The sequence below is a fragment of the Mucilaginibacter sp. genome, from assembly GCF_028288205.1.
Classification (GTDB): Bacteria; Bacteroidota; Bacteroidia; order Sphingobacteriales; family Sphingobacteriaceae; genus Mucilaginibacter.
The window spans coordinates 25,073-47,774 of sequence record NZ_JAQBOD010000018.1; the positions used below are offsets into that span (position 1 = coordinate 25,073).

At 40.5% G+C, this 22,702-nt stretch carries 17 protein-coding genes; 7 read left to right on the forward strand and 10 right to left on the reverse strand.

Annotated features, from left to right (window positions below; genetic code table 11):
• Positions 1-35 precede the first annotated feature (35 nt).
• Together JWR23_RS04240 and JWR23_RS04245 are read left to right on the forward strand one after the other, a co-directional pair.
• Positions 36-1,412, forward strand: a complete 1,377-nt coding sequence (locus JWR23_RS04240) for a peptidylprolyl isomerase (protein ID WP_299513366.1) — start codon at positions 36-38, stop codon at positions 1,410-1,412.
• A gap of 4 nt (positions 1,413-1,416) precedes the next feature.
• A complete protein-coding gene (locus JWR23_RS04245) occupies positions 1,417-2,379 on the forward strand; it encodes a MoxR family ATPase (protein ID WP_299513368.1) in 963 nt (320 codons plus the stop codon).
• Between the two features lie 129 nt (positions 2,380-2,508).
• Here the strand turns inward: JWR23_RS04245 and JWR23_RS04250 are convergent, their stop codons facing one another.
• The 6 genes from JWR23_RS04250 to mutL all read right to left on the reverse strand — a co-directional run bounded on the left by JWR23_RS04250 (position 2,509) and on the right by mutL (position 9,651).
• The gene (locus JWR23_RS04250; protein WP_299513370.1) at positions 2,509-3,375 is read right to left on the reverse strand and encodes a hypothetical protein; all 867 of its coding nucleotides are present in this window, start codon (positions 3,373-3,375) and stop codon (positions 2,509-2,511) included.
• A gap of 93 nt (positions 3,376-3,468) precedes the next feature.
• Entirely contained in the window at positions 3,469-4,932 is a 1,464-nt protein-coding gene (cysS, locus tag JWR23_RS04255) for a cysteine--tRNA ligase (protein ID WP_299513555.1), read from the reverse strand.
• Between the two features lie 119 nt (positions 4,933-5,051).
• Positions 5,052-6,164 carry an endonuclease/exonuclease/phosphatase family protein gene (locus JWR23_RS04260; RefSeq protein ID WP_299513372.1) on the reverse strand — a complete coding sequence of 371 codons (1,113 nt, stop codon included), beginning with the start codon at positions 6,162-6,164 and terminating at the stop codon, positions 5,052-5,054.
• On the reverse strand, positions 6,161-7,021 hold the full coding sequence (locus JWR23_RS04265; RefSeq protein ID WP_299513374.1) for a rhomboid family intramembrane serine protease: 861 nt from the start codon (positions 7,019-7,021) through the stop codon (positions 6,161-6,163). The genes JWR23_RS04260 and JWR23_RS04265 overlap by 4 nt, the downstream gene beginning before the upstream one ends.
• Positions 7,022-7,042: 21 nt before the next feature.
• On the reverse strand, positions 7,043-7,768 hold the full coding sequence (locus tag JWR23_RS04270; RefSeq protein ID WP_299513376.1) for a rhomboid family intramembrane serine protease: 726 nt from the start codon (positions 7,766-7,768) through the stop codon (positions 7,043-7,045).
• 29 nt (positions 7,769-7,797) lie between these two features.
• The gene (gene mutL, locus JWR23_RS04275) at positions 7,798-9,651 is read right to left on the reverse strand and encodes a DNA mismatch repair endonuclease MutL (RefSeq protein WP_299513378.1); all 1,854 of its coding nucleotides are present in this window, start codon (positions 9,649-9,651) and stop codon (positions 7,798-7,800) included.
• 445 nt (positions 9,652-10,096) lie between these two features.
• On the opposite strand from mutL, the gene JWR23_RS04280 reads away from it, so the two are divergent.
• On the forward strand, positions 10,097-11,728 hold the full coding sequence (locus tag JWR23_RS04280) for an amidohydrolase (protein WP_299513380.1): 1,632 nt from the start codon (positions 10,097-10,099) through the stop codon (positions 11,726-11,728).
• Complete coding sequence (locus JWR23_RS04285; RefSeq protein ID WP_299513382.1) at positions 11,715-13,523, forward strand: serine hydrolase; 1,809 nt, start codon at positions 11,715-11,717, stop codon at positions 13,521-13,523. Before JWR23_RS04280 ends, JWR23_RS04285 begins: the two co-directional genes overlap by 14 nt.
• 79 nt (positions 13,524-13,602) lie before the next feature.
• On the opposite strand, the gene JWR23_RS04290 is transcribed toward JWR23_RS04285, so the two are convergent.
• Together JWR23_RS04290 and JWR23_RS04295 are read right to left on the reverse strand one after the other, a co-directional pair.
• Entirely contained in the window at positions 13,603-14,361 is a 759-nt protein-coding gene (locus JWR23_RS04290) for a peptidase E (protein WP_299513384.1), read from the reverse strand.
• Positions 14,362-14,398: 37 nt separating this feature from the next.
• A complete protein-coding gene (locus JWR23_RS04295; protein WP_299513386.1) occupies positions 14,399-15,163 on the reverse strand; it encodes a peptidase E in 765 nt (254 codons plus the stop codon).
• 646 nt (positions 15,164-15,809) lie between these two features.
• On the opposite strand from JWR23_RS04295, the gene bshA reads away from it, so the two are divergent.
• Positions 15,810-16,967 carry an N-acetyl-alpha-D-glucosaminyl L-malate synthase BshA gene (bshA, locus tag JWR23_RS04300; RefSeq protein WP_299513389.1) on the forward strand — a complete coding sequence of 386 codons (1,158 nt, stop codon included), beginning with the start codon at positions 15,810-15,812 and terminating at the stop codon, positions 16,965-16,967.
• Positions 16,968-17,106: 139 nt separating this feature from the next.
• Here bshA and JWR23_RS04305 read toward each other — a convergent pair whose 3' ends face one another.
• On the reverse strand, positions 17,107-17,931 hold the full coding sequence (locus JWR23_RS04305) for a DUF4249 family protein (protein ID WP_299513392.1): 825 nt from the start codon (positions 17,929-17,931) through the stop codon (positions 17,107-17,109).
• On the reverse strand, positions 17,922-20,738 hold the full coding sequence (locus JWR23_RS04310) for a TonB-dependent receptor (protein WP_299513395.1): 2,817 nt from the start codon (positions 20,736-20,738) through the stop codon (positions 17,922-17,924). The genes JWR23_RS04305 and JWR23_RS04310 overlap by 10 nt, the downstream gene beginning before the upstream one ends.
• A gap of 199 nt (positions 20,739-20,937) precedes the next feature.
• Here JWR23_RS04310 and JWR23_RS04315 point away from each other — a divergent pair, with 199 nt between their 5' ends.
• Both JWR23_RS04315 and JWR23_RS04320 read left to right on the forward strand, forming a co-directional pair.
• On the forward strand, positions 20,938-21,645 hold the full coding sequence (locus JWR23_RS04315) for a LytTR family DNA-binding domain-containing protein (RefSeq protein WP_299513397.1): 708 nt from the start codon (positions 20,938-20,940) through the stop codon (positions 21,643-21,645).
• A gap of 149 nt (positions 21,646-21,794) precedes the next feature.
• Positions 21,795-22,562 (forward strand): DUF4382 domain-containing protein, encoded by a 768-nt coding sequence (locus JWR23_RS04320; RefSeq protein WP_299513399.1) that lies wholly within the window; start codon positions 21,795-21,797, stop codon positions 22,560-22,562.
• Positions 22,563-22,702: the final 140 nt, after the last annotated feature.

The following is a 22,702-nucleotide window of genomic DNA, read 5'->3' on the forward strand; positions in this document are numbered from 1 at the left end:
TGGGTACCGACCCGTAGCATATTTAAGTAACATACATGAGAAAGTTTGGGATAGTAGTTTTAAGCATAATTTTATTCGCATCTGTAGCCAGTGCGCAGAAGATCACTTTAGACAAAATTGTAGCGGTTGTAGGCGCTAACGTAATATTACAATCAGATATTGAGCTGTTAAACGCGCAATATACCATGCAGGGCGCACATACGGACAAATGCTTTCTGGCACAAAATCTTATCACACAAAAACTGTTGGTTCAGCAAGCTATTATAGATAGTATTGATGTAAAAGAGGACGAGATTGACGGCGAAGTTGACCGCAGGATGCGCAGAATGATGCAACAAGCCGGCGGGCAGGATAAGTTGGAGACATTTTTAGGACGATCTGTCATACAATATAAAGACGAAATACGACCTGATGTAAAAGAAATGTTGGTTGCAGAAAGAATGCGCCAGCATATTACAGAGAAATTGAATACTACTCCGCAGGATGTTAAGGATTATTTTAATAAAATGTCTAAAGACAGCCTGCCAACATTTAATAAAGAGGTTGAGGTTGCCGAGATTGTTGTTGAACCCAAGCTTACTAAAGAGGAAAAGGAATATTATCGGCAAAAATCGCAGGATCTGTTAAACAGGATAAAAAAGGGCGAAGACTTTGCTACGCTGGCAACCGCCTATTCGCAAGATCCGGGTTCGGCACCACAGGGTGGTGATGTAGGTTTTGCAGATCGCAATACCTTTGTTAAGGAATTTACTGCCTGGGCATTCAAACTAAAAGCGGGTGAATATTCGCCGGTATTTGAATCGCCCGATTATGGCTTCTTCTTTTTACAGGTAATTGAGCGCCGCGGCGAGCAGGTACATGTGCGCCATATTTTAATTACACCGCCAATTACCCCAGAAAGCCTTACAAGGGCTAAAGGGAAAGCTGATACTGTTTATAATTTATTAAATAAAAATCGCAAAGCTGATTTCTTTTCGGCTGCGGCCTCTGTTTATTCGGATAATAAGGAAACCAAATTTAATGGCGGGATGATATTAAATCCTGAAAACGTTGAAGTACGGACCAGTTATATCCCTACTGACAAGCTTGACCCGCAAATTGCATTAGTGGTTGATACCATGAAAGTTGGCGGAATATCAAAACCAGTATTGTATACAGATGAAAGAGGCAAAAAAAGCTACCGCATATTTTATTTAAAATCTGTAACAGATGCACATAAAGCTAATTTGGCACAGGATCTTCCCAAAATAAAACTGATGGCAAACGATGCTAAAATTAGCCGTACCGTTAGCCAGTGGTTTGCTAAGAAAAGAAAAGAAACCTATATTAAGCTTGATCCGCAATACCAGGCATGCCCGGTATTAAAAGATTGGTCAACACCAACAACAACAGCCGCCCAGGTTAATCCTTAAAACTATGCAACACACGTCCGATGTAGAAGCAGCAGATGCTTTAAAACACGCTTATGAGCAGATACGCTCAGAAATAAGTAATGTAATTGTCGGGCAGGATGAAGTTGTAAAGTTTGTGCTGATATCCATTTTTAGCAATGGGCATTGCCTGTTAGTGGGTGTGCCCGGCCTGGCAAAAACGTTATTGGTACAAACCGTATCAGAGGTGCTCCATCTTAATTTTAACCGTATACAATTTACGCCCGACCTGATGCCGTCAGACATTATAGGGTCTGAAATTTTGGGCGAAGACAGGAACTTTAAATTTATTCCGGGTCCGGTTTTTTCAAATATAATTTTAGCCGACGAGATAAACCGCACCCCACCTAAAACACAGGCAGCGCTTTTAGAGGCTATGCAGGAAAAAGCGGTTACCGCAGCGGGTGTTACGCATAAGCTTTCGCAACCATTTTTTGTTTTAGCTACCCAGAACCCTATTGAGCAGGAAGGCACCTACCCGTTGCCCGAGGCCCAGCTTGATCGTTTTATGTTTAAGATATCTTTAAACTATCCATCCTTTAAAGAAGAGCTGCAGATAGTTAAAAACACCACCAGTACCCTGCAATCTTCTGTTAAGAAAATATTAAATGCCGAGCAGATCATTTACTTTCAACAATTGGTACGCAATATACCGGTTACTGATAATGTATTGGAGTATGCTGTTAAGCTGGTAGCAAAAACACGTCCCGATGGCGAATTTGCCGCACCACAAGTTAAACGTTTATTAAACTGGGGCGCGGGGCCGCGCGCATCGCAGTTTTTAATATTGGGTGCTAAATGCCACGCTGTTATTAACGGCAAATACTCACCGGATATTGAAGATGTAAAAGCTGTAGCAAAACCTATATTGAGTCATCGTATTGTGCGTAGCTATCATGCAGAAGCCGAGGGCCTGTCAACAGATGATATAATTGAGCAGTTGTTTTAGTGTTAAAGATTGGTTATTAGAGATTAAAGATTAGTTGACTGTCTGTCGAAAAATACAAAAGGCTAACCGAACAGTTAGCCTTTTGTATTATGCAAATCCTAATAATAACTGATCTCTAATCTTTTAAGCCTACTTTTCTATCGCCGAAAACACTTCCAGCAAAATATTCCATTTGTGGCTGGCATTATCCACTTCCCAAATTCGCGCGTAATTGTAATCGCTTACAATATTGCCTTTTTTAATGCGTGCCCGGCCATAACTATAAGCCAGATCATTACTTGTTGAACGGCCGGCGCTAATTGTTTCGGCAGTTATAGTGATAGCCTCATTGCTCAAAAACTTCAGTATTTTATCTGTACCGGTCATTGGTTCAAATCCGGGGAAATAATAGCGCCCTTCAGGACTTAAGTATTCTTTATATGCAGCTAATGTAGATATGGGTAAAGAATTATTAAAATACTTATCGGTAAGCAATATGATATTTTTACCGCCAAATGGGTCTTTATTTAGTGTTACTTTTTTTGTAGCATCGGGCTCTTTAAAATCTACAGGTGTTTCTTGTTCAGCTTCGGGATGCTGTATGCCCAGATCAATTAATAATTTAAGTTTGTTTTCAGCATCTGCACGCCATATAGAAACATAATCACCATACACCTTATCATCATCGGTTTTACCATTTTGATAAATATAAGGGCCGGCTGTAAAAGCCAGATCGCCATTAAAAGATATACGGGCAAATTTAGGCTGCCATTGTAAGGTACCGGGTTGTTTTTCAATATTGCCATAAAAATCGGTGATCTTGATGGGCCTTGGTTTAAATACAATGCCTTCCGGATCGGCTACAGCTAAAAACCCATCTTTTATGCCTTTACGGGCAACTAATTTATTAAAACTATCTTCGGCCTCAACAACTTTACTAACCTGGGCAGGGCCCTGCGCTACAGCTATTGCTGCATAACTAATAAAGCTAATAACAACCAGTAATTTTTTTTTCATTTGTAATGGATTTTTAGGTCGATTGATTTTTAATTAAACCGGGCATGAACCCGGTTGTATCTGCTTATAATTTGATTAACGTTATTTAATGAATTAAATTTTACTCCAGTTAGTGCCTTCTTTACTATCTTTTAATTGAAAGCCTATTTTTTGTAAACCATCCCTTATTTTATCTGATGTAGCATAATCATGGTTGCCTTTAGCTTCGTTACGTAAGGTAACAATCAGGTTCAATATTTTAGGCAGATCGTCATTCGCGGCTTGTTCATTCTTTAATCCTAAAATATCAAACGCAAAAATGTTCATCGTGTTTTTTATAAGTTGCAGGTTGGCCGCATCTATTTTCATTTTACCATCATGCACAGAATTAATAATTCGCGAAGCTTCAAATAATTCGGCAATTAAAACCGGGCTGTTAAAATCATCATTCATGGCATCATAGCAGCGTTGTTGTAAAGGCGCTATCTCTACATCTGTACTGGCGGATACCTTTAAGGTATCCAGCAATGTAACCGCATTCATTAAGCGCTTAAATCCTTTTTCTGATGCTTCCATGGCCTCATTGCCAAAGTCTAACGTACTACGATAGTGCGCCTGCAGCATGAAAAACTTTACGGTCATGGGGCTGTACCCTCTGTCTAATATAGAATGCTGACCGGTAAAAAGTTCATGCGGTAAAAAACTATTACCTAATGATTTTGACATTTTTTGCCCGTTTACCGTAAGCATATTGGTATGTATCCAGTAGGTAGCCGGGTTTTTACCGCAGCAAGCCACGTTTTGCGCTATCTCATTAGTATGATGGGTAGGCATTAAGTCTATACCACCACCATGAATATCAAATTGCTCGCCCAAATATTTATGGCTCATAGCCGAACATTCCAAATGCCACCCCGGGAACCCAACGCTCCATGGCGATGGCCACTTCATTAAATGTTCGGGCTTGGCTTTTATCCACAACGCAAAATCAAGCGGCCCGTGTTTATCACCCTGGCCACCTAAGGTGCGGGTGTTAATTAATAGGTCTTCCAGTTTACGGCCATTTAGAATCCCATAATCCTGGGTCCTGTTATATTTTTCAACATCAAAATAAACCGAGCCATCCACCTCATAAGCATACCCGTTTTCGAGTATTATTTTTATCAGTTCTATCTGCTCAACAATATGCCCGGTAGCTGTTGGCTCAATGCTTGGCGGCAGCGTGTTAAATATTTGCAGCACACCATGAAAACCAACGGTATATTGCTGTACAATTTCCATTGGCTCCAGCTGGGCTATTTTGGCTTTTTTTGATATTTTATCTTCGCCCATATCGCCGCCATCACCTTCTAAGTGCCCCGCATCGGTAATATTGCGTACATAACGCACCTTGTAACCAATATGGTTAAGGTAACGAAACATTAAATCGAACGAAATATAGGTGCGGCAATTGCCCAGGTGAACATCACTATAAACGGTAGGGCCGCATACATACATGCCTACATGAGGCGCGTTAAGCGGTTTAAATTCTTCCTTTTTTCGTGCTAAAGTATTGTAAACAAATAAATTTTGTTTCATGGTGGCAAACTTACGATTTTTCATTTTTAGTTGAGCGGTTGGATCGAGTTGATTATATGAATGAATGATTTTTACAATCATTCAACTTAATCCAACCGGTAACACAATCAACTACTCACTTACTTTAATATTAAATCTGCGCAAACCGGGTAATGGTCTGATAGTTTTTTTTCGGTGATGGTATAGCTTGCCACATCAAATTGCGGGGCCACCATAATATAATCTATCTGGTAATTAGGGAAATCGCCATTATAGGTACGACCCAGGCCAAAACCCTTTTCGCGAAAGGCATTTTTTAACCCTTTAGCCATCTGGTTAACCGCGTATGATGATGGTGTATCATTAAAATCGCCGGATATGATATAAGGATAAGGGCATTGTTGTGCATGCTCCCTTATTTTTGCTACCTGCTCGCTGCGCTTTAAAAAAGCGCGTTTTAATTTGCCGCCTAAACGCATTGTTGATGTTATATCGGGTTTGCCGCTTTTTGATATGGTATCCAGATACCGGTAATCTTTAGGACCAAATTGTATAGATTGCAGATGAACGCTATATATCCTGAAAGGGTGGCCATTCTTTTTTATATCAATAAAAACACACTGGTTATCATTGTTTTTTTCGTCAGATAATTGAATAAATCCCTTCCCTACAATAGCAAGCCTTGAAAATATGGCCATACCCATATGCTCATCCGCGTTGCCATGCAACTCTGCAAAATAATAGTTACTGGCACCCATTATCTTTTTTACAGAATCGGCCATGTCATACTCTCCGCGGTTGCGTGTATAAAACTCTTGTATCCCAATAATATCCGGGTTGTTTGCAGAAATGATCTCCAGTATTTCGTGTTTGGTAGATATATCTTTTGTGGAACTGTATTTTTTAAAATTATGCACGTTATAGGTCATCAAACGGATATTGTTACCATCGGGAGAAATATTATTATTATTGCCGATATGGAAACCTATATTATTCTTTAATACATTAATGCCGCAAAGTATTACCAACACAGACAGCAGACCGAACAAGGGCCTGCGAAATAACCAATACACTATCATGAGCACATTGGTTAGTAATAATGGCGGATAGGCCAATCCAAAAAAAGCGATGAGCCAGAATTGTTTAGGATCAGTTACCGGGGCAAGGTAGCTAATAAGCAATGCTAAACATAAACCACAATTTATCCATAAAAACAGCTTATCAATAAATGGTAGTTTTTTTATTGCCTTCATTTTTTGCTGGCGCGAAATAATATGTCTTTTTCCTGCTTGCTCAGGTTATCGTATCCCGTCTTTGAAATTTTATCCAATATTTGATCAACCTCATCTTGTCGCGGCTCGTTTGTAGCGCTTCTGTCCCTGTTGGTTGATGCTACTTTCAGCTTCGATCTTGATTTAAACAACCTGGCTATAAACCCTACCATATCGCGGCCTTTTTGTAACTGCTTAACGTATATAAAACCAAATAACGCACCGCCAATATGGGCTATTTCGCCACCGGCATTTGGGCCCGTTATTCCTAAAAAATCAATTACTATATAAAATATAACCAGCCATTTTAACCTTATGGGGCCAATAAACATTAATGATATGGTATAATTGGGCGCTATAGTAGCGGCGCCAACAATTATAGCCGTAACGCTGGCTGATGCCCCAATTGCAGAGCTTGTAAGCACTGCGCCGCTTTGTGTAAACGCCGGGAAAATATTGTAGCTGGCAATATATAATGCAGCCCCTGCTAATCCACCTAATAAATATAAACCTAATGTACGCTTTTTACCTAAAAACTCCTCAAATATTCCACCCATCCAATAAAGCCAAAGCATATTAAAAAGGATATGAAATATACCCGCATGCATGAACATATAAGTAAGCGGTGTCCAGAAACGGGTAAGCAGTTTGGGCAAATAGGATGGCAGCGCCAGGTACTCATAGCTATAAGATGCTATAATAGTAGTGCGCAGCATTAATTGTTCAAGCACAGAGGTAATGCCGATAGCCAAAAAAACTATAACATTAATGCCAATAAGCAAGTTTAACTTACTGCCGGATTGAAATGTTTTATAATGTATATTTTGCCAGAACGTCATAAAATTAATTTATAAAACCGCTTAGAATTGAAAATCTTTCGGCCCTTGCAAACGCCAGGCCTTTACTAATATAAAACCTAATATGGCACCGCCTAAATGCGCAAAATGAGCCACGTTATCGCCACCAAACTGGCCAATACCCAATCCCAATTCAATTAAAATATATACAGGGATAATGTATTTTGCTTTAACAGGTACCGGTATAAACATGATCATTAATTCGGCATTAGGGTATATCATACCAAACGCAATCAGCAAGCCAAATATAGCACCGGATGCACCTACCATGTTACCATGATAAATATCATATAGCTTCTGGGCATGTTCGCCATAAATTAAATAGGATGATTCCAGTTCGGGCGATTGAATGCTTAAATGGCCGGTTATAGCATGTACCTCAAATGCCTGTACCATCATTTGTAATATAATAGCGCCTAAACCGCAAATAAAATAAAATGCCAGAAAACGCTTAGAGCCCATTATATATTCTACAACCGTTCCGAAAGAATATAACGCGAACATATTAAAAATGATATGCGCCCACCCGCCATGTAAAAACATGTAAGTAATTAATTGAAATGGCTTAAAGGACGGCGAATTAAAATAATACACTCCAAAATATTCGGCCACCGGGTCGCTATTACCGGCAAAACCATGACTGTAATATAGCGATGGTATAAAACATAGAATATTAATAATAAGCAGGTTTTTTGCAACCGGCGGGATATTAGCTAAAGGAGACTGCATGGGTGTTTAATATAGTTCAATTTACCCGGTTATTTTTCAAACCGTTCTAATAATTCATTTAATGTAAAGGTAGTAATTACAGGCTTGCCATTTAACGCCAAATTTGGCATTTGGCATGCAAAAAGCTGGTCGGTTAATAAGTTCATTTCTTCTGATGATAATTTAGTACCTGCTTTAATAGCCGCGTTACGTGCTAACGACCGTGCCAGGTTATCGCGTTTGTCTAATTTCAATATGGCCAGGTTATTTTTAAAGCCTTCCAGCAAATGCTCTAACAACTCGTGTTCGCCTACATTGTTTAGGTCGGCAGGTATGCCCTCAACAACCACGGTATTTTTACCAAACTCACGTATATCAAAACCCAGCGCGCGTATATCAGGTAGTAATTCTTTTAATAACTCAAAATCACTGCTGTTTAGTGTAAGCGATTGCGGAAACAAACTTTGCTGACTAACGCCCGAATGATTTTGCAATTGTTGTAAAAATCGCTCATACAAAATACGCTCGTGTGCCGCTTGCTGGCTTATCAGCATAAAACCCGATTTAATTTGCGACATGATAAACCGGTTATGTACCTGGAAAAATTGCCTATCGCTTGATTTGGCAATCTCCTGCTCATTAACCGCTAAAGTTTCTTCCGCATGTATCTCCTGTTGTGTAATAGTATCTTTTTTGCTGATCTCGTACAACGTATCCCAATTTTTTGGGATAGGATTACTACGGCTGCCGCCGCTATCCCGCAAAAAAGGAATTTCACGGTCTGTTTTCTTATCTGCAAACGGATTAAAATCCGGGTTGAATGCAATAACCGGCGCAACTATCTGGTCAAAAGGTGTTGGCGTTATTAAATGCTCAATGCTATTCTCCTGGTCAAAGTCTAAACTTGGGGTAATGTTATACCTGCCCAATGAACGTTTAACCGCCGAACGGATAATGGCATAAATGGCCTTTTCGTCCTGATATTTTATTTCGGTTTTGGTGGGGTGTACGTTGATATCAATTTTTGATGGATCAATATCGATAAACAATACATACAAAGGGAAGGTATCATCAGGCAGCAGCTCCTCAAAAGCAGTTAATACCGCATGATTTAAATAAGCGTCCCTAATAAAACGATTGTTTACAAAAAAGAATTGCTCGCCGCGTGTTCTGCGTGCAAACTCTGGCTTGCCAACAAAGCCACGCAGGTTAATAATGGTGGTATCCTCTTCAACCGGCACCAGGCGCTGGTTATAATTATTACCAAATAAATGTATAATGCGCTGTTTTAATGTTGTTGCCGGTAAATGATAAACCTCCTGCCCATCATGATGCAACGTAAAAAACACTTCGGGGTGCGCTAATGATACCCGCTGAAACTCGTCAATAATATGGCGCATTTCTACCGGGTTGCTTTTTAAAAAGTTACGGCGCGCGGGTATATTGTAAAATAAGTTTTTAACTGATATGGATGTTCCGGCATTGGCAGAGCAAGCCTCCTGTTTTAATACTTCTGATGCTTCAATGAAAATTTGTGTTCCCAACTCATCCTCATGACGGCGGGTTTTCAGCTCCACCTGCGCAATTGCAGCTATAGAGGCCATGGCCTCGCCTCTGAACCCCATGGTACGGATGGCAAAAAGATCCTCGGCCCGTTTAATTTTTGATGTGGCATGGCGCTCAAAGCTCATACGCGCATCAGTGCCGCTCATGCCGCAGCCATTATCAATAACCTGTATTAATGATTTACCCGCATCTTTTACAATCAGCTGAATTTTATCGGCCCCGGCATCAATAGCATTCTCTATCAGTTCTTTTACTGCCGATGCTGGTCGTTGTACCACCTCGCCGGCAGCGATCTGGTTAGCAACGGAGTCCGGTAAAAGCTGAATTATATCTGACATGTAAAAAATTTCCCTTCAATTTCGTTTTCGGTGCTAAATTAATTATTTGCGGGCATAACTTTTTCTGTTTTTTTGCCCCGTCCAACCTCTCCAAAGCAGAGAGTTTCGATGCAGAACAGGTGGCACAGGATTTTTAAAGAAGCCATATCAAAAGTCATTAACAGTTAATATTAACAAAATAATAATTGGCCTTTGTGATCTTTGTGTCTCCTTTGCGGCCATTACGGTTAAGTTTTACCACTAAGTGCGCAAAGAAGTCACAAAGTAACGTGGAGAGCTGAGTCCACAAAATATAATTCTGTTCTGATTTTTGTAATATCAATTTTGATACAATCGCTTTTTTAAGGATGAGGCTATTAAATTAATTATTCATCCACATAACTTTATGATTTGATAGTTGTATATAGTTTTAAGTGTAATATATTTACAACAACACACTACCTGTATGAAAAAATTATGGCCCATCCTGCTGCTTTTTTTAGCAGCCTGTAAACAAAAAGAGTTTAATGCCGACCTTTTAATTAAAAATGCAATGGTGTATACCGTCGACAGCACTTTTAGTATAGCCGATGCATTTGTTGTACAAGGCGGAAAAATTATAGCCGTTGGCAATGGTGATAAACTGGAAGAGAAATACATGGCCCGTGAAGTTATTGACGCGCATGGCAAAGCTATATACCCCGGCTTTATTGATGCCCATGCCCATTTTTATGCGTATGGCATGGGCCTGCAGCAGATTAATTTAAAAGGTATTAAAAATTGGGACGAAGTTGTTGATACCGTAAAAGCATATGCCGAACGTAACCCCGATGGCTGGATAATAGGCAATGGGTGGGATCAAAACTTATGGCCCGGCAAGAAATTTCCAGATAAGGCCAAGCTGGATGTATTGTTTCCGGTGCGGCCGGTGATATTAAACCGGGTTGATGGCCATGCGGTTATTGCCAACCAGGCCGCTTTAAATGTTGCAGGCATCAAACCCGGGCAAACTATTGCGGGAGGCGAAATTGAAACCACAAATGGAAAACTCACAGGTGTATTGGTTGATAACGCGGTAGGCATTGTTACCAGTAAAATCCCCGATCCAACCGACCAATTGATACAAAACGCATTTTTAAGCGCACAACGTAATTGCTTTGCCGTTGGTTTAACTACAATTGATGATTGTGGCTTACCTTATACCATGGTAAATACTATTGCCGAACTACAACACAAAGGTTCTTTAAAAATGAGGATGTATGTAATGCTGGCAGACAGAGAGGAAAATTATGACTTCCTGTTTAAACGCGGTGTTTTTAAAACACCCGGTTTAGATGTGCGCGCGTTTAAGATTTATGCCGATGGGGCATTGGGCTCAAGAGGGGCTTGCCTGTTACGGCCCTATGCGGACCAAAAAAACTGGAAGGGCTTTTTGTTAAGCAGTCAAAAACATTTTGAAGAAGTGGCAAAAAAACTGGCCGACAAAGGTTTCCAAATGTGCACCCACGCCATTGGCGACTCGGCTAACCGGGTGATGCTTAAAATATACGCGGGGGTATTAAAAGGAAAGAATGATCGCCGCTGGCGCATTGAGCATTCGCAGGTGGTATCGCCACAGGATATGAGCATGTTTGGCAAGTACAGCATTATACCATCAGTACAACCCACCCATGCCACATCTGACATGTATTGGGCCGGGCAGCGGTTAGGTGCAAAACGTTTAAAATCGGCCTATGCCTATAAACAATTATTACAGCAAAATGGGTGGATACCTTTGGGTACCGATTTCCCGGTAGAAAACATTAGTCCCGTTTATACTTTTTATGCGGCCGTAGTACGCAAGGACCTGAAAGGATTCCCCGCAGCCGGCTTCCAAATGGAAAATGCACTTAACAGGGTAGAAGCGTTAAAAGGCATGACCATATGGGCAGCCAAAGCCAATTTTGAGGAAAAAGAAAAGGGCAGTATTGAGGCGGGTAAATATGCTGATTTTGTAATAATGGACCAGGACCTCATGAAAACAGGTGCAAGAGGTTTGCCAAAAGTTAATGTTTTAAAAACCTATATAAACGGAGAGAAGGTATATGAGAGAAAATAAGTATAACTGCTTTCTGCTGATACTGTTAGTATTTACTTTATTAAATTCTGCATGCGCACAATATGCCGGTCTGGCTTATGTTAAAGAAGAAAAATTGGTTGAGAGATCGACAGTGTTATTAAATAATGGCAATTATCTTATCCCATTAAGAAACATTGGTAATTTAAAAATTGCCAGTATCCATTTCTCCAATGCATTCGCTACCGGATTTGATAGTTTATTGAATAAATATACCAAAGTGCAATCATTTAAAATAGCTGATTATACAGGAGGAGAAAATATTGATAAGCTATCGGCCGATCTGAAACTGTATAACACCCTTATTGTCCAGCTAAACGAAGCAGACCTGAACAGCCCGCAGATCGTCAAATTTATTACCGATAATCAGCAAATAAAAAATGTGGTGATAGCCTATTTTGGCAAAGGATCTTCGTTAGCCAAATTAAATGATGTTACCGCACCTATATTATATGCAGAACGCACATCGCCGGTTGCCGCTTATTTTTGTGCGCAGGCCATATTTGGCGGGGTGGCCATCACCCAAAAACTAACCGGTACCATTACCCAGAAATATAGATTTGGGATGGGCTTTTTAACAGAAAAAACCCGCCTGGAATATTCTGTGCCCGAAGCTGTTGGCATCAATTCAAATAACCTGCAGGATATTGATAAGATAGCCCGCGAAGCTATGCTGGCCCATGCAACGCCCGGCTGCGTGGTTTTGGTAGCTAAAGACGGCACGGTGATATTTAATAAAGCTTATGGCTTTCATACCTATGAACCCGATATGCCGGATAAAATAACCGACATTTTCGACATAGCGTCTATGACCAAAATAACAGCTACCACCATAACGGCCATGCAGCTTAAAGATGAAGGCAAACTTAACATTGATTCTACCATGGGTTTTTACCTGCCACTTGCGCATAATACCAATAAAAGCGATATACAGGTGCGCGAGCTATTAACCCACCAGGCAGGATTGATACCCGATATACCAACTTTCGAAAAAATAAGACCTATAGATCATAGTCCTGATTCATCGGCAGCCTATCCGGTTAAAGTTAACAATGGCTATTATTTAAGGAAAGATTATTACAAAGATATAATGCTGCCCGCCATGCTAAACTCGCCGCTTAAAACGAGGGGCCAATATGTATATAGTGATATTAGCATGTGCTTTATGCAGCAAATTTTAGAAACCATTACCGCAACACCGCTTAATGTTTATGTACAGCAGCAATTTTATAACCGGTTAAGTATGCAAACCGCGGGTTTTTTACCTCTTTACCACTTTAAGCCTGATCAAATAGTGCCATCAGAGAATGACCAGGTTTACCGGCATTCTGTACTGGATGGTTATGTAAATGACCCTACCGCGGCGTTAATGGGCGGGGTTGCTGGGCATGCCGGTTTATTTGCCAGCGCTAATGATGTGGCTATACTATACCAAATGCTATTAAACAAAGGCATCTATGGCGGCGATCAATATTTTAAACCCGAAACAGTTAACCTGTTTACCGCCAGGCAATCGCCTGTAAGCCGCAGGGGTTTAGGATTTGACAGATGGGACCCGCTAACCGACCGCCATTACCCATCAGAGCTGGCATCGCCTGATAGTTACGGGCACACCGGCTATACCGGTACATGCGTTTGGGTTGATCCTAAATATAATTTGGTGTATGTGTTTTTATCAAACCGCACCTATCCTAAAGCAAGCAGCAAATTATCCAGCCTGAGTATCAGGCCACGCATACAGGATGTAGTTTATAAGGCGATAGAGAAGGGTTTGTAATGACAAAGAGGGATGTACTAAATTAAAAAAGTGGTGCGGATAGCCCGCACCACTTTTCAATCTATATTAACTGAAATTATTAGTTTATGATTTCAGTAACCGGCAAATACTTTTCAACTATTTTACCTTTTTCAACCGAAATAAAATAAGTCTTAAAGCTTTTATCAATAGCTACAGACTTTACATACTTCTCGTTTTCGAACAACAGTGCGGCCGCATCGTCGCAGGCATAACCTCCATTTAGTTTTCCTGTTAATAAGGCGTTAGTATAAAGCGGCCTGCGTGCCTGTTCTTTTAACCAGTGCGGGCAGTTGCTATAAGGTAAAAATCCTAAGCCCATACAAATAGAAAGCGCTTGTGGCCTTGAATCGGTAGTACCACCCTGGAACCAGCATAGTGAGCCGGCGCTGCCGCCACCTAAAACAATACCTTTATTATAGGCTTTCCTTAATATGGTATCAATGCCTTGTGCTTTCCACTCGGCTATGGCGTTAAGTGTGCTGCCACCGCCAACAATAATGGCATCCATGCTTAACAGCACCTCTTCAAAACTTTTTAACTGACGGTATGAGCTTACGTACAGTGGCTGTATAAATGGCTGCATGTCCAGGTCCTCGCAGTTTTGGTACCAGGTAGCAATAGCGGCCTCGCTATCGCCGCTTGGTGTTGGCATAAAACATATTCTTGGGTTCTTCTTTTTTGTAAGCGCCATTACATATTTAATAAACGGCTTACCATAATTGCCGCCCGATGCAAATATGGTGCGTACAGGCGCGGTCTGTGCTTTACCGGCAATCGCGACAGCAAGCAATAATAATATAGCTAATATCTTTTTCATGATGATTTTAATTTAAGTCGACTAATGAGTGCGTAAACTACTTTATTATTTCGGTTACCGGTAATAGCTTTTCGCTAAGTTTACCATTAACTACCGAAAGAAAATAGGTGTGGTTCATGGTATCCAGCGATACTGATTTTACATACTTTCCGTTCTCGAACAAAATAGCTGCAAAATCTTCTACCGCGTAACCTGCATTTAGCTTCCCCGTTAAAATAGCATCACGATACAGTGGCCTGCGTAATTGTTCACGTCTCCAGTGCGGACTATGGCTATAAGGTAAAATACCCAAACCCGAAGTAAGCGACAGTTTTATCGGCCTTGAATCGGTAGTGCCACCCTGGAACCAGCATAATGAGCCGGCGCTGCCGCCTGCCAGTACAATGCCTTTTTTGTAGGCTTTCATTAAAACGGTATCAATACCTTGAGCCTTCCAGATGGCTATCATATTCATGGTATTGCCGCCGCCCATAATAATGGCATCCATGCCTAATAACTTTTGGTCAAATGTTTCCTGATCCGGGCTGGAGTTTAAAAATACTTTCTGCACATAGGGCCTGCAAGGTAATGTGCGGCATGAATCATACCAGGCAATAATTTTGGCGATGTTATCCCCCCCGGCCGATCCCATAAAGCAGATCTTGGGGTTCTTTTTTTTGGTTAACTTAATTACGTATTTAATGTAGGGGATGGAAAAATTTCCACCTGTAGCAAGAATAGTGGGCACATGCGTTGTTGATTCTTGCGCTTTGGCTGTAAAGAATACAGCGAGGCATAAACTAATAGTTAGGATTCGTTTCATTATTTATGTTTTAATTAATTTGAAGTTTATTGGTAGTAAATCTACAATGTCATTAAACATTTTTGCAGGCTGTCAGGCGTGCTCATGTCAGGATTGTTATTTTGCGAATAGATACTTTTTACATAGTTTTTAAAGGATTAAGGAGTTTTTAATTAATTATTGATTACTTATCAATAAACATAGGGTTAAAATGGCAATTTTTAATAAAAAGTCGCCGAAAAAATTCTTTATAACAAAAAAGTTATAAATTTTTAATGCTATTCTGCCAAAAAATGAGTAAAACTATATTAATATAAACGCGTTTAGTGATTAAATTCCATATAAAAAATTAGTCCCCCCGTGAAGTAAGCAAATGCAGCAATAAACCTATACCCGTTAAGTGTTGTTACTGTACTGTACCATGTACACGTTGATACACCTTGGTACACCTTGGTACACCCAAAAATTGCAATGAATTGAAAATAAGGAAATTAAATATTTCAAATAAACTTTAATTTAGTTTAAATCCGAAATTTAAAACCCGGTCACCAAAAATTAATATTACACCCGCTTAACACTATTTTAAATAATTGCTGTTAAACTTGTAATGAAATTTCATAAGCAAAAATCAGTATATCTTCCTTATCCTAACAGATCAATATAATTAATGAAAATCGGAATAGTTTGTTACCCAACCTTTGGCGGTAGCGGGGTTGTAGCCACTGAGCTTGGCAAAGCCCTTGCCGATAATGGCCACCAGGTTCATTTTATAACTTATAACCAGCCGGCCCGCCTGGATTTCTTTTCAGAGAACCTTTTTTATCACGAAGTTACCGTATCTAAATACCCATTGTTTGACTACCCACCGTATGAACTGGCACTGGCAAGCCGTTTGGTTGATGTGGTACGTTTTGAAAACCTGGATATTTTGCATGTGCATTACGCCATCCCGCATGCGTCGGCGGCGTTTATGGCTAAGCAGATATTAATGACCTATGGCATCTATATCCCGGTGGTAACTACCCTGCACGGCACAGATATTACGCTGGTAGGTAAAGACCGCACCTATAAACCAGTGGTAACTTTCTCCATCAATAAATCAGACGGTGTTACGGCTGTATCTGAAAATTTGAGGAAGGATACCTTCGAGTTTTTTGATATTGAAAACGATATCAGGGTAATACCCAACTTTATAGATCTTAAACGCTTTAACCTGCAGGCTAAGGACCACTTTAAAAAAGCTATAGCCCCAAATGGCGAAAAGGTGCTGATACATACCTCCAACTTCCGCAAGGTAAAACGTACCGAGGATGTGGTTAAGATATTTGCCAAAATACGCGAGAAAATACCATCTAAACTGTTAATGGTTGGCGATGGCGGCGAGCGCAGCGACTGTGAGCAGCTTTGTCGCGACCTGGGCGTTGGCGACGATACCCGTTTTTTAGGCAAGCAGGATGCGATTGAAGAAATACTGTCAGTATCTGATTTGTTTTTGATGCCATCGCAATCAGAAAGTTTTGGGTTGGCGGCGCTGGAGGCTATGGCCTGCAAGGTGCCGGTGATAAGCTCGAACGCGGGTGGATTGCCTGAACTGAATATAGACGGCGTGACCGGTTTCCTGAAAGATGTTGGCGATATACAAGGCATGGCCGATGCCTCCATTTATATTTTGGAAGATGAGGCACGCCTGGCAACTTTTAAAGAAAATGCCCTTGCCCGCGCCAAAGAATTCGACCTGGCTAAAATACTGCCCGTGTATGAAAATTATTATGTAGAAGTAATAGCCAAAACAAGGCAGCAGGCGGCAAGTTGTTCAAAGGTATAGTATAGCTACACTCGCGATGACGTGACGGAGTTGATGCCCCGCTTCCCCCCAAGCGTCATCGCCGAACGAGACACGAGTGTGGCGATGACGCGGCGGTTAGTGTTGTCACGCTTCCTGCTTCAAGACAAAACCGCACCTGTTATTGTAATTGCACATCCAGCATTAATGTAGCTGCCTGCATTGAAGTAAAAATACCCAGTCCATTTACAATATTGGTTGATGGGTTGGTTAAACTAAGCGATGTGCCGCCGCCGGCACTTATAGCATCATTATACTCCTGGTTAATATGGAACAGCTGCACTTTATAGGTACCGGTATAAGCAAATAGCGTTGGCTGGGTATTAAAAATGGCTACCTGCCCTATAAGCGTTTCATTATCATGGTAGGGGTTGCTGTTAGCATTTGTTGGATACATAGCAGTGCTTGTGTTTTTATAAACCATTAAATAAAACCAGCTTGCCGGGCTTGTCCAGCTAAACGTTAACGGTACAAATGTACTTCCTGTTATACCCGCCCCCCTGAATGGAACTCTTTGTAAAGTATCAGACGCCTTAAAGCCGGTAGGTTTATCAGGCACGGTTGTTTTTGAAGAAACTGTACTGCCCTGATAAGTGAAATTAAGGGTATAGGTCTTTTTTTCCTGTATAAAGGTAGTGTCGCCCCAGGTATAATTACCCGGTGTGGTTTCTACTAATTGCACGGTGTTTGTCCCGTCTGATATATTTAATTTAAGCCCGGTAATAGGGAAGCCATAAGTTATAGTATCATCCAGGTATTTCTGGTAATAGACCTTAACCAGGGTTTTGGTGCCGGGTACCAGGTAGCCCTCAACAACAGGCTTATTGATACCGGATACGGTGGTAGTGGTATTAGTTTTTTGGCAGGCTGATAACAATGCGCCAATAGCAAAAAACAATACCATTGCTGATAGATAATAATAGGGTAATGATTTTTTTATTTCCATCTTAAACTAAGTGTTATATTAGGTGTAAAGCCCAGGTAATCTACATTAGAAGTAATAACCTGATTATTTACTATAGTGTATTGTTTATACCAAACATTGGCACGGTTGTACATATTGAAAAGCGAAAAACCTATGCTGCCTATTTTTCGGCTATCTGTTTTTATCAAGTCATAGGTAACAGCGGCATCTAAACGGCTATAATTAGGTAAGCGCTCGCCATTCTCTGCGCTTATAGTTAAATAATTATGGCTATTGCCAGCGTAATCATTTATAGTAAAACTGCTTAAAGGGGCAGTATAGGGCCGCCCGGTTGCAAATATCCAGGTGGCTGCAAACGACCAACGGCCGTATTTGTACATATGCACTGTTTTAAACTCATGCTTTGTATCCTGGTTTGCCGGAAACTCGCCGCCATAAATAGCAAAATTATTAATGGCGTCTGCAAGTGTATAGCTTATCCACCCGGTATAGTTGCCGCGTGTTTTTTGCAGCAGTACTTCAACACCCCTGGTGTATCCTGTACCAGTATAAAAATGCTGCTCAAGCGTTATCCCGGTACGGCGGTTGCCTGTTTGACGTTCGGAATACTGAGTTAAACCGCCCAGTTGTTTATAGTATCCTTCCACATCAACCAAAAAATCTTTGGTTTCATAACTAAAGCCGCTAATATAATGATTGGCTGTAGCTACCGGGATAGTACTTCCGTTGGCCAGAACCCAAAAATCACGACTTCCAGACAGTACATCCTCGCGTATAACCTTATCTGTAAACTGGTTAAACCGCCCGGTTGATGCTTTTAAGGTAAGTTGGTCTGTAACTGTATAGGTTGCAGACAGGCGTGGTTCAAAATATAACTTGCTGGTTTGGTTGTAATAAGTTGTACGCACGCCAGGTTTTATTTGTAATTTATCAGTGGGGTTGGCTTCAACTTCGGTATATACCCCCCCTGTTACTGCTTGCCTGTGCTGATCTACCAATATGCTGGTGTCATTCTGGCTATAATTATAGGCTACATCCTGGTGTGATACAAAGGTGCCAAACAATAGCTTATAATTATTTTTAAACTGCCATTCCCAATCAGATTTAAAGCTGAGGTCTTTTACATTATTAGTTTCAAATGTGCCGCTGTTAACGGTGGTTGAAACACCGGAAGCATTCGTTGAAGTTAACGCCGTGCTATTGTTCCTGTCGCTATGGTAAGTAGAATAACTTAGTAAGGTATTTGAGTATAATTTAGGGCTCCACTGTCTTGACCATTTTAAGCTTGACCCTAAATTGCCATAAGTGGTTTTATCTGTACTGTTAAGATTTCCGCCGCCCGCAAAAAACGATGGTAAATTTAAGATACGGCTATTATCCAAATTATCATTTCCCTGGTATAAGCTCCATGAGAAAAGGTTTTTCTGGTCGGGTGTATAGGTGTATTTGGCATTAAGATCATAAAAGTAAGAGGTAGGCACAGTAACCGAGCTAGACCCGCCGCCAAACCTGCCGCCGCCACCTCCTCGTGGAGGGCCGCCCGTGCCACCACCACCGCCACCACTTGTTGTTTGTGTGCTGTTAAACTTTTGGAATATTTTATTATATAAGGGCCCCTGGTAAGAATGGCGGTAGGCTAACAGCAAAGTTGATTGATTGCCTAAGGGCATTTCGGCAAACGCGTTGGCGCTTAACAAACTAAGATCTATGCCATAATTAGCCTCTTTTTTATTGCCTTCTTTACCCACCATATCGGTAACACTTGATAAACGGCCACCATACTTGGCCGAAAAACCACCTTTATATAAAGTAACATCCTTTACGGCGTTACTGTTAAATGCACTGAAAAAACCGTATAAATGATCTACCTGGTATACGGTGAACCCATCAAACAAAACCAAATTCTGATCGGGTGTGCCACCGCGTACATATACTCCGGATGAAGATTCATTGCTGCCGCTTACGCCGGGCATTAATTGAAATGATCGTAAAATATCTTTTTCGCCTAAACTGGGCAGCGTTTCTAACTTTTGCGGTGATATTTGCAATACGCTTACCCTGCGCTTATCCGTACTCATTAACGATTCGGTTCTTTTATCATTAATTACTACCTCATTTAATGCCTTATTCGAGGCAAATAGCCCTATAGTTATATTCTCCTTTATGTTTTCGGGGGTTAACTCAAATGTATCGGCCCGGTAACCCATATAGGTAATATCCAGTTTGCAGGTATCGGCAGGTACATTTACAATGGTAAAATTCCCATCGACATTAGTTGTTGTGCTTATTTTGCTATTACGTATGGTTATAATAGAAGCCGGTAATGATTCGCCCGTACCCTGGTCTATAACCTTGCCGGAAATAGTAAAGTTTACAGATTTTGGCATAATTTTTACTGCCGGCCCATCATTATGCACAATAATAGCAGATGAAACAGTGCTTTTTGGTATCGGGATTGGGCTATCGGGATTTTCAGGCGGCGGGTTAGCCCGCATTTTCTTTAAAGCAGTTACATCCTGCGGTTCTTTAATAACATAAATAACCTGGTCCGCATCAACCCAATAATGTAAATCATTTGCCTTACACACCTGGTTTAATACATTTTTAAGCGGTTCATTATCATAATGTTCTACCACATCAAAGCGGCTTACAAGGCCACGGTTAAAAACAATTTGCAAATGATATTTACTGGCTAAATTATCTAAAAAAAGATCGAGCGTGGTAGTGTAAGAGCCATTTACCAGTACTGTACTTTTTAATTCTCCCTGCGCACTGGCAGTAAGAGCTGTTATTCCTGTAAGAAGTAAAATTAGTGCGAGTTTCTTCATAATGATGCCGCTAAGTTTGAAAACTTTAATGTTAACAAATGTTAAATGCGACGTATACTTAATTTTTTCACACCAGCGGGTAATTTTTTGCGATTAAAAGAGTTAAACATTATTATTGGTCAGATTAAACGCCCATGGTCAAACTATCACATTATAATAATATCACCTTATACTTAACAAACTCCTAAGCCCGTAAAACATGAACTGTTTAATAGTAGATGACGAACCCCTCGCCCTTGATTTAATGGAAGATAATATTAAACAGATACCATTTTTAAAACTGGTTGGTGCTTGCCGCAATGCATTCGAAGCAATGAATGTTCTGAACGAGCAATCTGTTGACCTGATATTTTTAGACATACAAATGCCGGGAATAAGCGGCCTGGATTTTTTACGCTCATTAAAAAATCAGCCGCTTGCTATATTGGTTACCGCTTACGAAGAACATGCTGTTGATAGCTTTGACCTTGATGTGGTAGATTATCTCTTAAAGCCGGTATCATTTCCACGGTTTTTAAAAGCGGTGCAAAGGGCACATAATATGTTTAAGATGATGGAGCAGGTTAATAAAGCATCCCTAAAAACAGACGATCATGTGTTTGTTAACGCAAATTATTCGCTGGTTAAAGTAATGCTGGATGAAGTAGCCTTTATAGAAGGGTTAAAAGATTATGTGCGTATAAACATGATATCAGGTAAAATAATAATTACCCGTATGGGTTTAAAAAATATAGAAGAAAAGCTAAATCCTATAAAATTTATGCGGATACACAAATCCTATATAATTGCATTGGATAAGATCGATTCTATCCAAAAAGCCCAGCTAATAATTAAAGACCGCGAAATACCTATCGGGGATGGCTACCGGCAACTGTTGCAAAGCTATATTAGTAACAGGAATTTATAAAGGCCCTTTTAATTATTCGCCTGAAAGCTAAAAATGTACTACCTGCGAGACAGTTTACAATAACAGAGGCAAGGGATTTAACTATACAATAACTATCGGTATAATGTTTGTTATAGGGGGGTATATATTATTCACTAATTATAAAACAAATGAAAAAGCTAATATTATTTGCTATTGCAATTGCAGGTTTAGGATTTGCATCATGTACAAAAAACAACTCTGATTCATCCGGTACCACACATGTTACAGTTAAACTAACCGATGCCCCGGGTTCTTATGACGCCGTAATTTTAAATATTAAACAAGTTGTTATTATATCTGCAGGTGGGCAAAAGGTAATCGACGTCAATGCAACACCGATAGATATACTTCGCTTTAGGCAGGGGCGTGATACTGTACTTGCCGGTGTGGATGTACCTGCCGGAAGACTGCAGGAAGTACGTTTGGTATTGAATAGCACGGGTAACCGCGTAGTAATTGGTGGTGTTTCTTATGATCTGAATACACCCAGCGGACAAACCTCGGGCGTAAAATTAAAAGTACAGGATGACCTTGTTGCCGGCGTAGCATACACCCTAATGCTTGATTTTGACGCGGCACAATCTATTGTTGCTACCGGTAGCGGTAAATACAATTTAAAGCCGGTTATCAGAACCATACCACAAGCTGTTTCGGGCGTATTAACCGGCATAGTTACCCCGGTGGTATCTTACCCTAAAGTATATGCTATTATGGGCACAGATACAGTAGGTACTGTTGCTGATGCTACAGGGAAATTTTATTTTCCGGGTCTGTCTGCAGGTATTTATAAGGTTAACTTTGTTCCTGTGAGCCCTTATGCATTAAAAACTATAGATAACGTTACAGTAATTAATGGCGCTGTAAAAGATATGGGTACCGTTACTATCACCCAATAAAGTAAAAAATCAAATACAGTATAATGGCTGTATCATCAATTTAAAATTGAAAAAGCCCCGGTCAATATCCGGGGCTTTTTTGTCAGCTAAATGCAGCTGTTAAATTTGGGGTATAAATGGTGTTTTCGCCGCGTCGTTTC

Bases quoted from the DNA above. Each gene is read 5' to 3' on its own strand.
- JWR23_RS04240 (WP_299513366.1), top strand. From the start codon at position 36: ATGAGAAAGTTTGGGATAGTAGTTTTAAGCATAATTTTATTCGCATCT.
- JWR23_RS04245 (WP_299513368.1), top strand. From the start codon at position 1,417: ATGCAACACACGTCCGATGTAGAAGCAGCAGATGCTTTAAAACACGCT.
- JWR23_RS04250 (WP_299513370.1), bottom strand. From the start codon at position 3,375: ATGAAAAAAAAATTACTGGTTGTTATTAGCTTTATTAGTTATGCAGCA.
- cysS (WP_299513555.1), bottom strand. From the start codon at position 4,932: ATGAAACAAAATTTATTTGTTTACAATACTTTAGCACGAAAAAAGGAA.
- JWR23_RS04260 (WP_299513372.1), bottom strand. From the start codon at position 6,164: ATGAAGGCAATAAAAAAACTACCATTTATTGATAAGCTGTTTTTATGG.
- JWR23_RS04265 (WP_299513374.1), bottom strand. From the start codon at position 7,021: ATGACGTTCTGGCAAAATATACATTATAAAACATTTCAATCCGGCAGT.
- JWR23_RS04270 (WP_299513376.1), bottom strand. From the start codon at position 7,768: ATGCAGTCTCCTTTAGCTAATATCCCGCCGGTTGCAAAAAACCTGCTT.
- mutL (WP_299513378.1), bottom strand. From the start codon at position 9,651: ATGTCAGATATAATTCAGCTTTTACCGGACTCCGTTGCTAACCAGATC.
- JWR23_RS04280 (WP_299513380.1), top strand. From the start codon at position 10,097: ATGAAAAAATTATGGCCCATCCTGCTGCTTTTTTTAGCAGCCTGTAAA.
- JWR23_RS04285 (WP_299513382.1), top strand. From the start codon at position 11,715: ATGAGAGAAAATAAGTATAACTGCTTTCTGCTGATACTGTTAGTATTT.
- JWR23_RS04290 (WP_299513384.1), bottom strand. From the start codon at position 14,361: ATGAAAAAGATATTAGCTATATTATTATTGCTTGCTGTCGCGATTGCC.
- JWR23_RS04295 (WP_299513386.1), bottom strand. From the start codon at position 15,163: ATGAAACGAATCCTAACTATTAGTTTATGCCTCGCTGTATTCTTTACA.
- bshA (WP_299513389.1), top strand. From the start codon at position 15,810: ATGAAAATCGGAATAGTTTGTTACCCAACCTTTGGCGGTAGCGGGGTT.
- JWR23_RS04305 (WP_299513392.1), bottom strand. From the start codon at position 17,931: ATGGAAATAAAAAAATCATTACCCTATTATTATCTATCAGCAATGGTA.
- JWR23_RS04310 (WP_299513395.1), bottom strand. From the start codon at position 20,738: ATGAAGAAACTCGCACTAATTTTACTTCTTACAGGAATAACAGCTCTT.
- JWR23_RS04315 (WP_299513397.1), top strand. From the start codon at position 20,938: ATGAACTGTTTAATAGTAGATGACGAACCCCTCGCCCTTGATTTAATG.
- JWR23_RS04320 (WP_299513399.1), top strand. From the start codon at position 21,795: ATGAAAAAGCTAATATTATTTGCTATTGCAATTGCAGGTTTAGGATTT.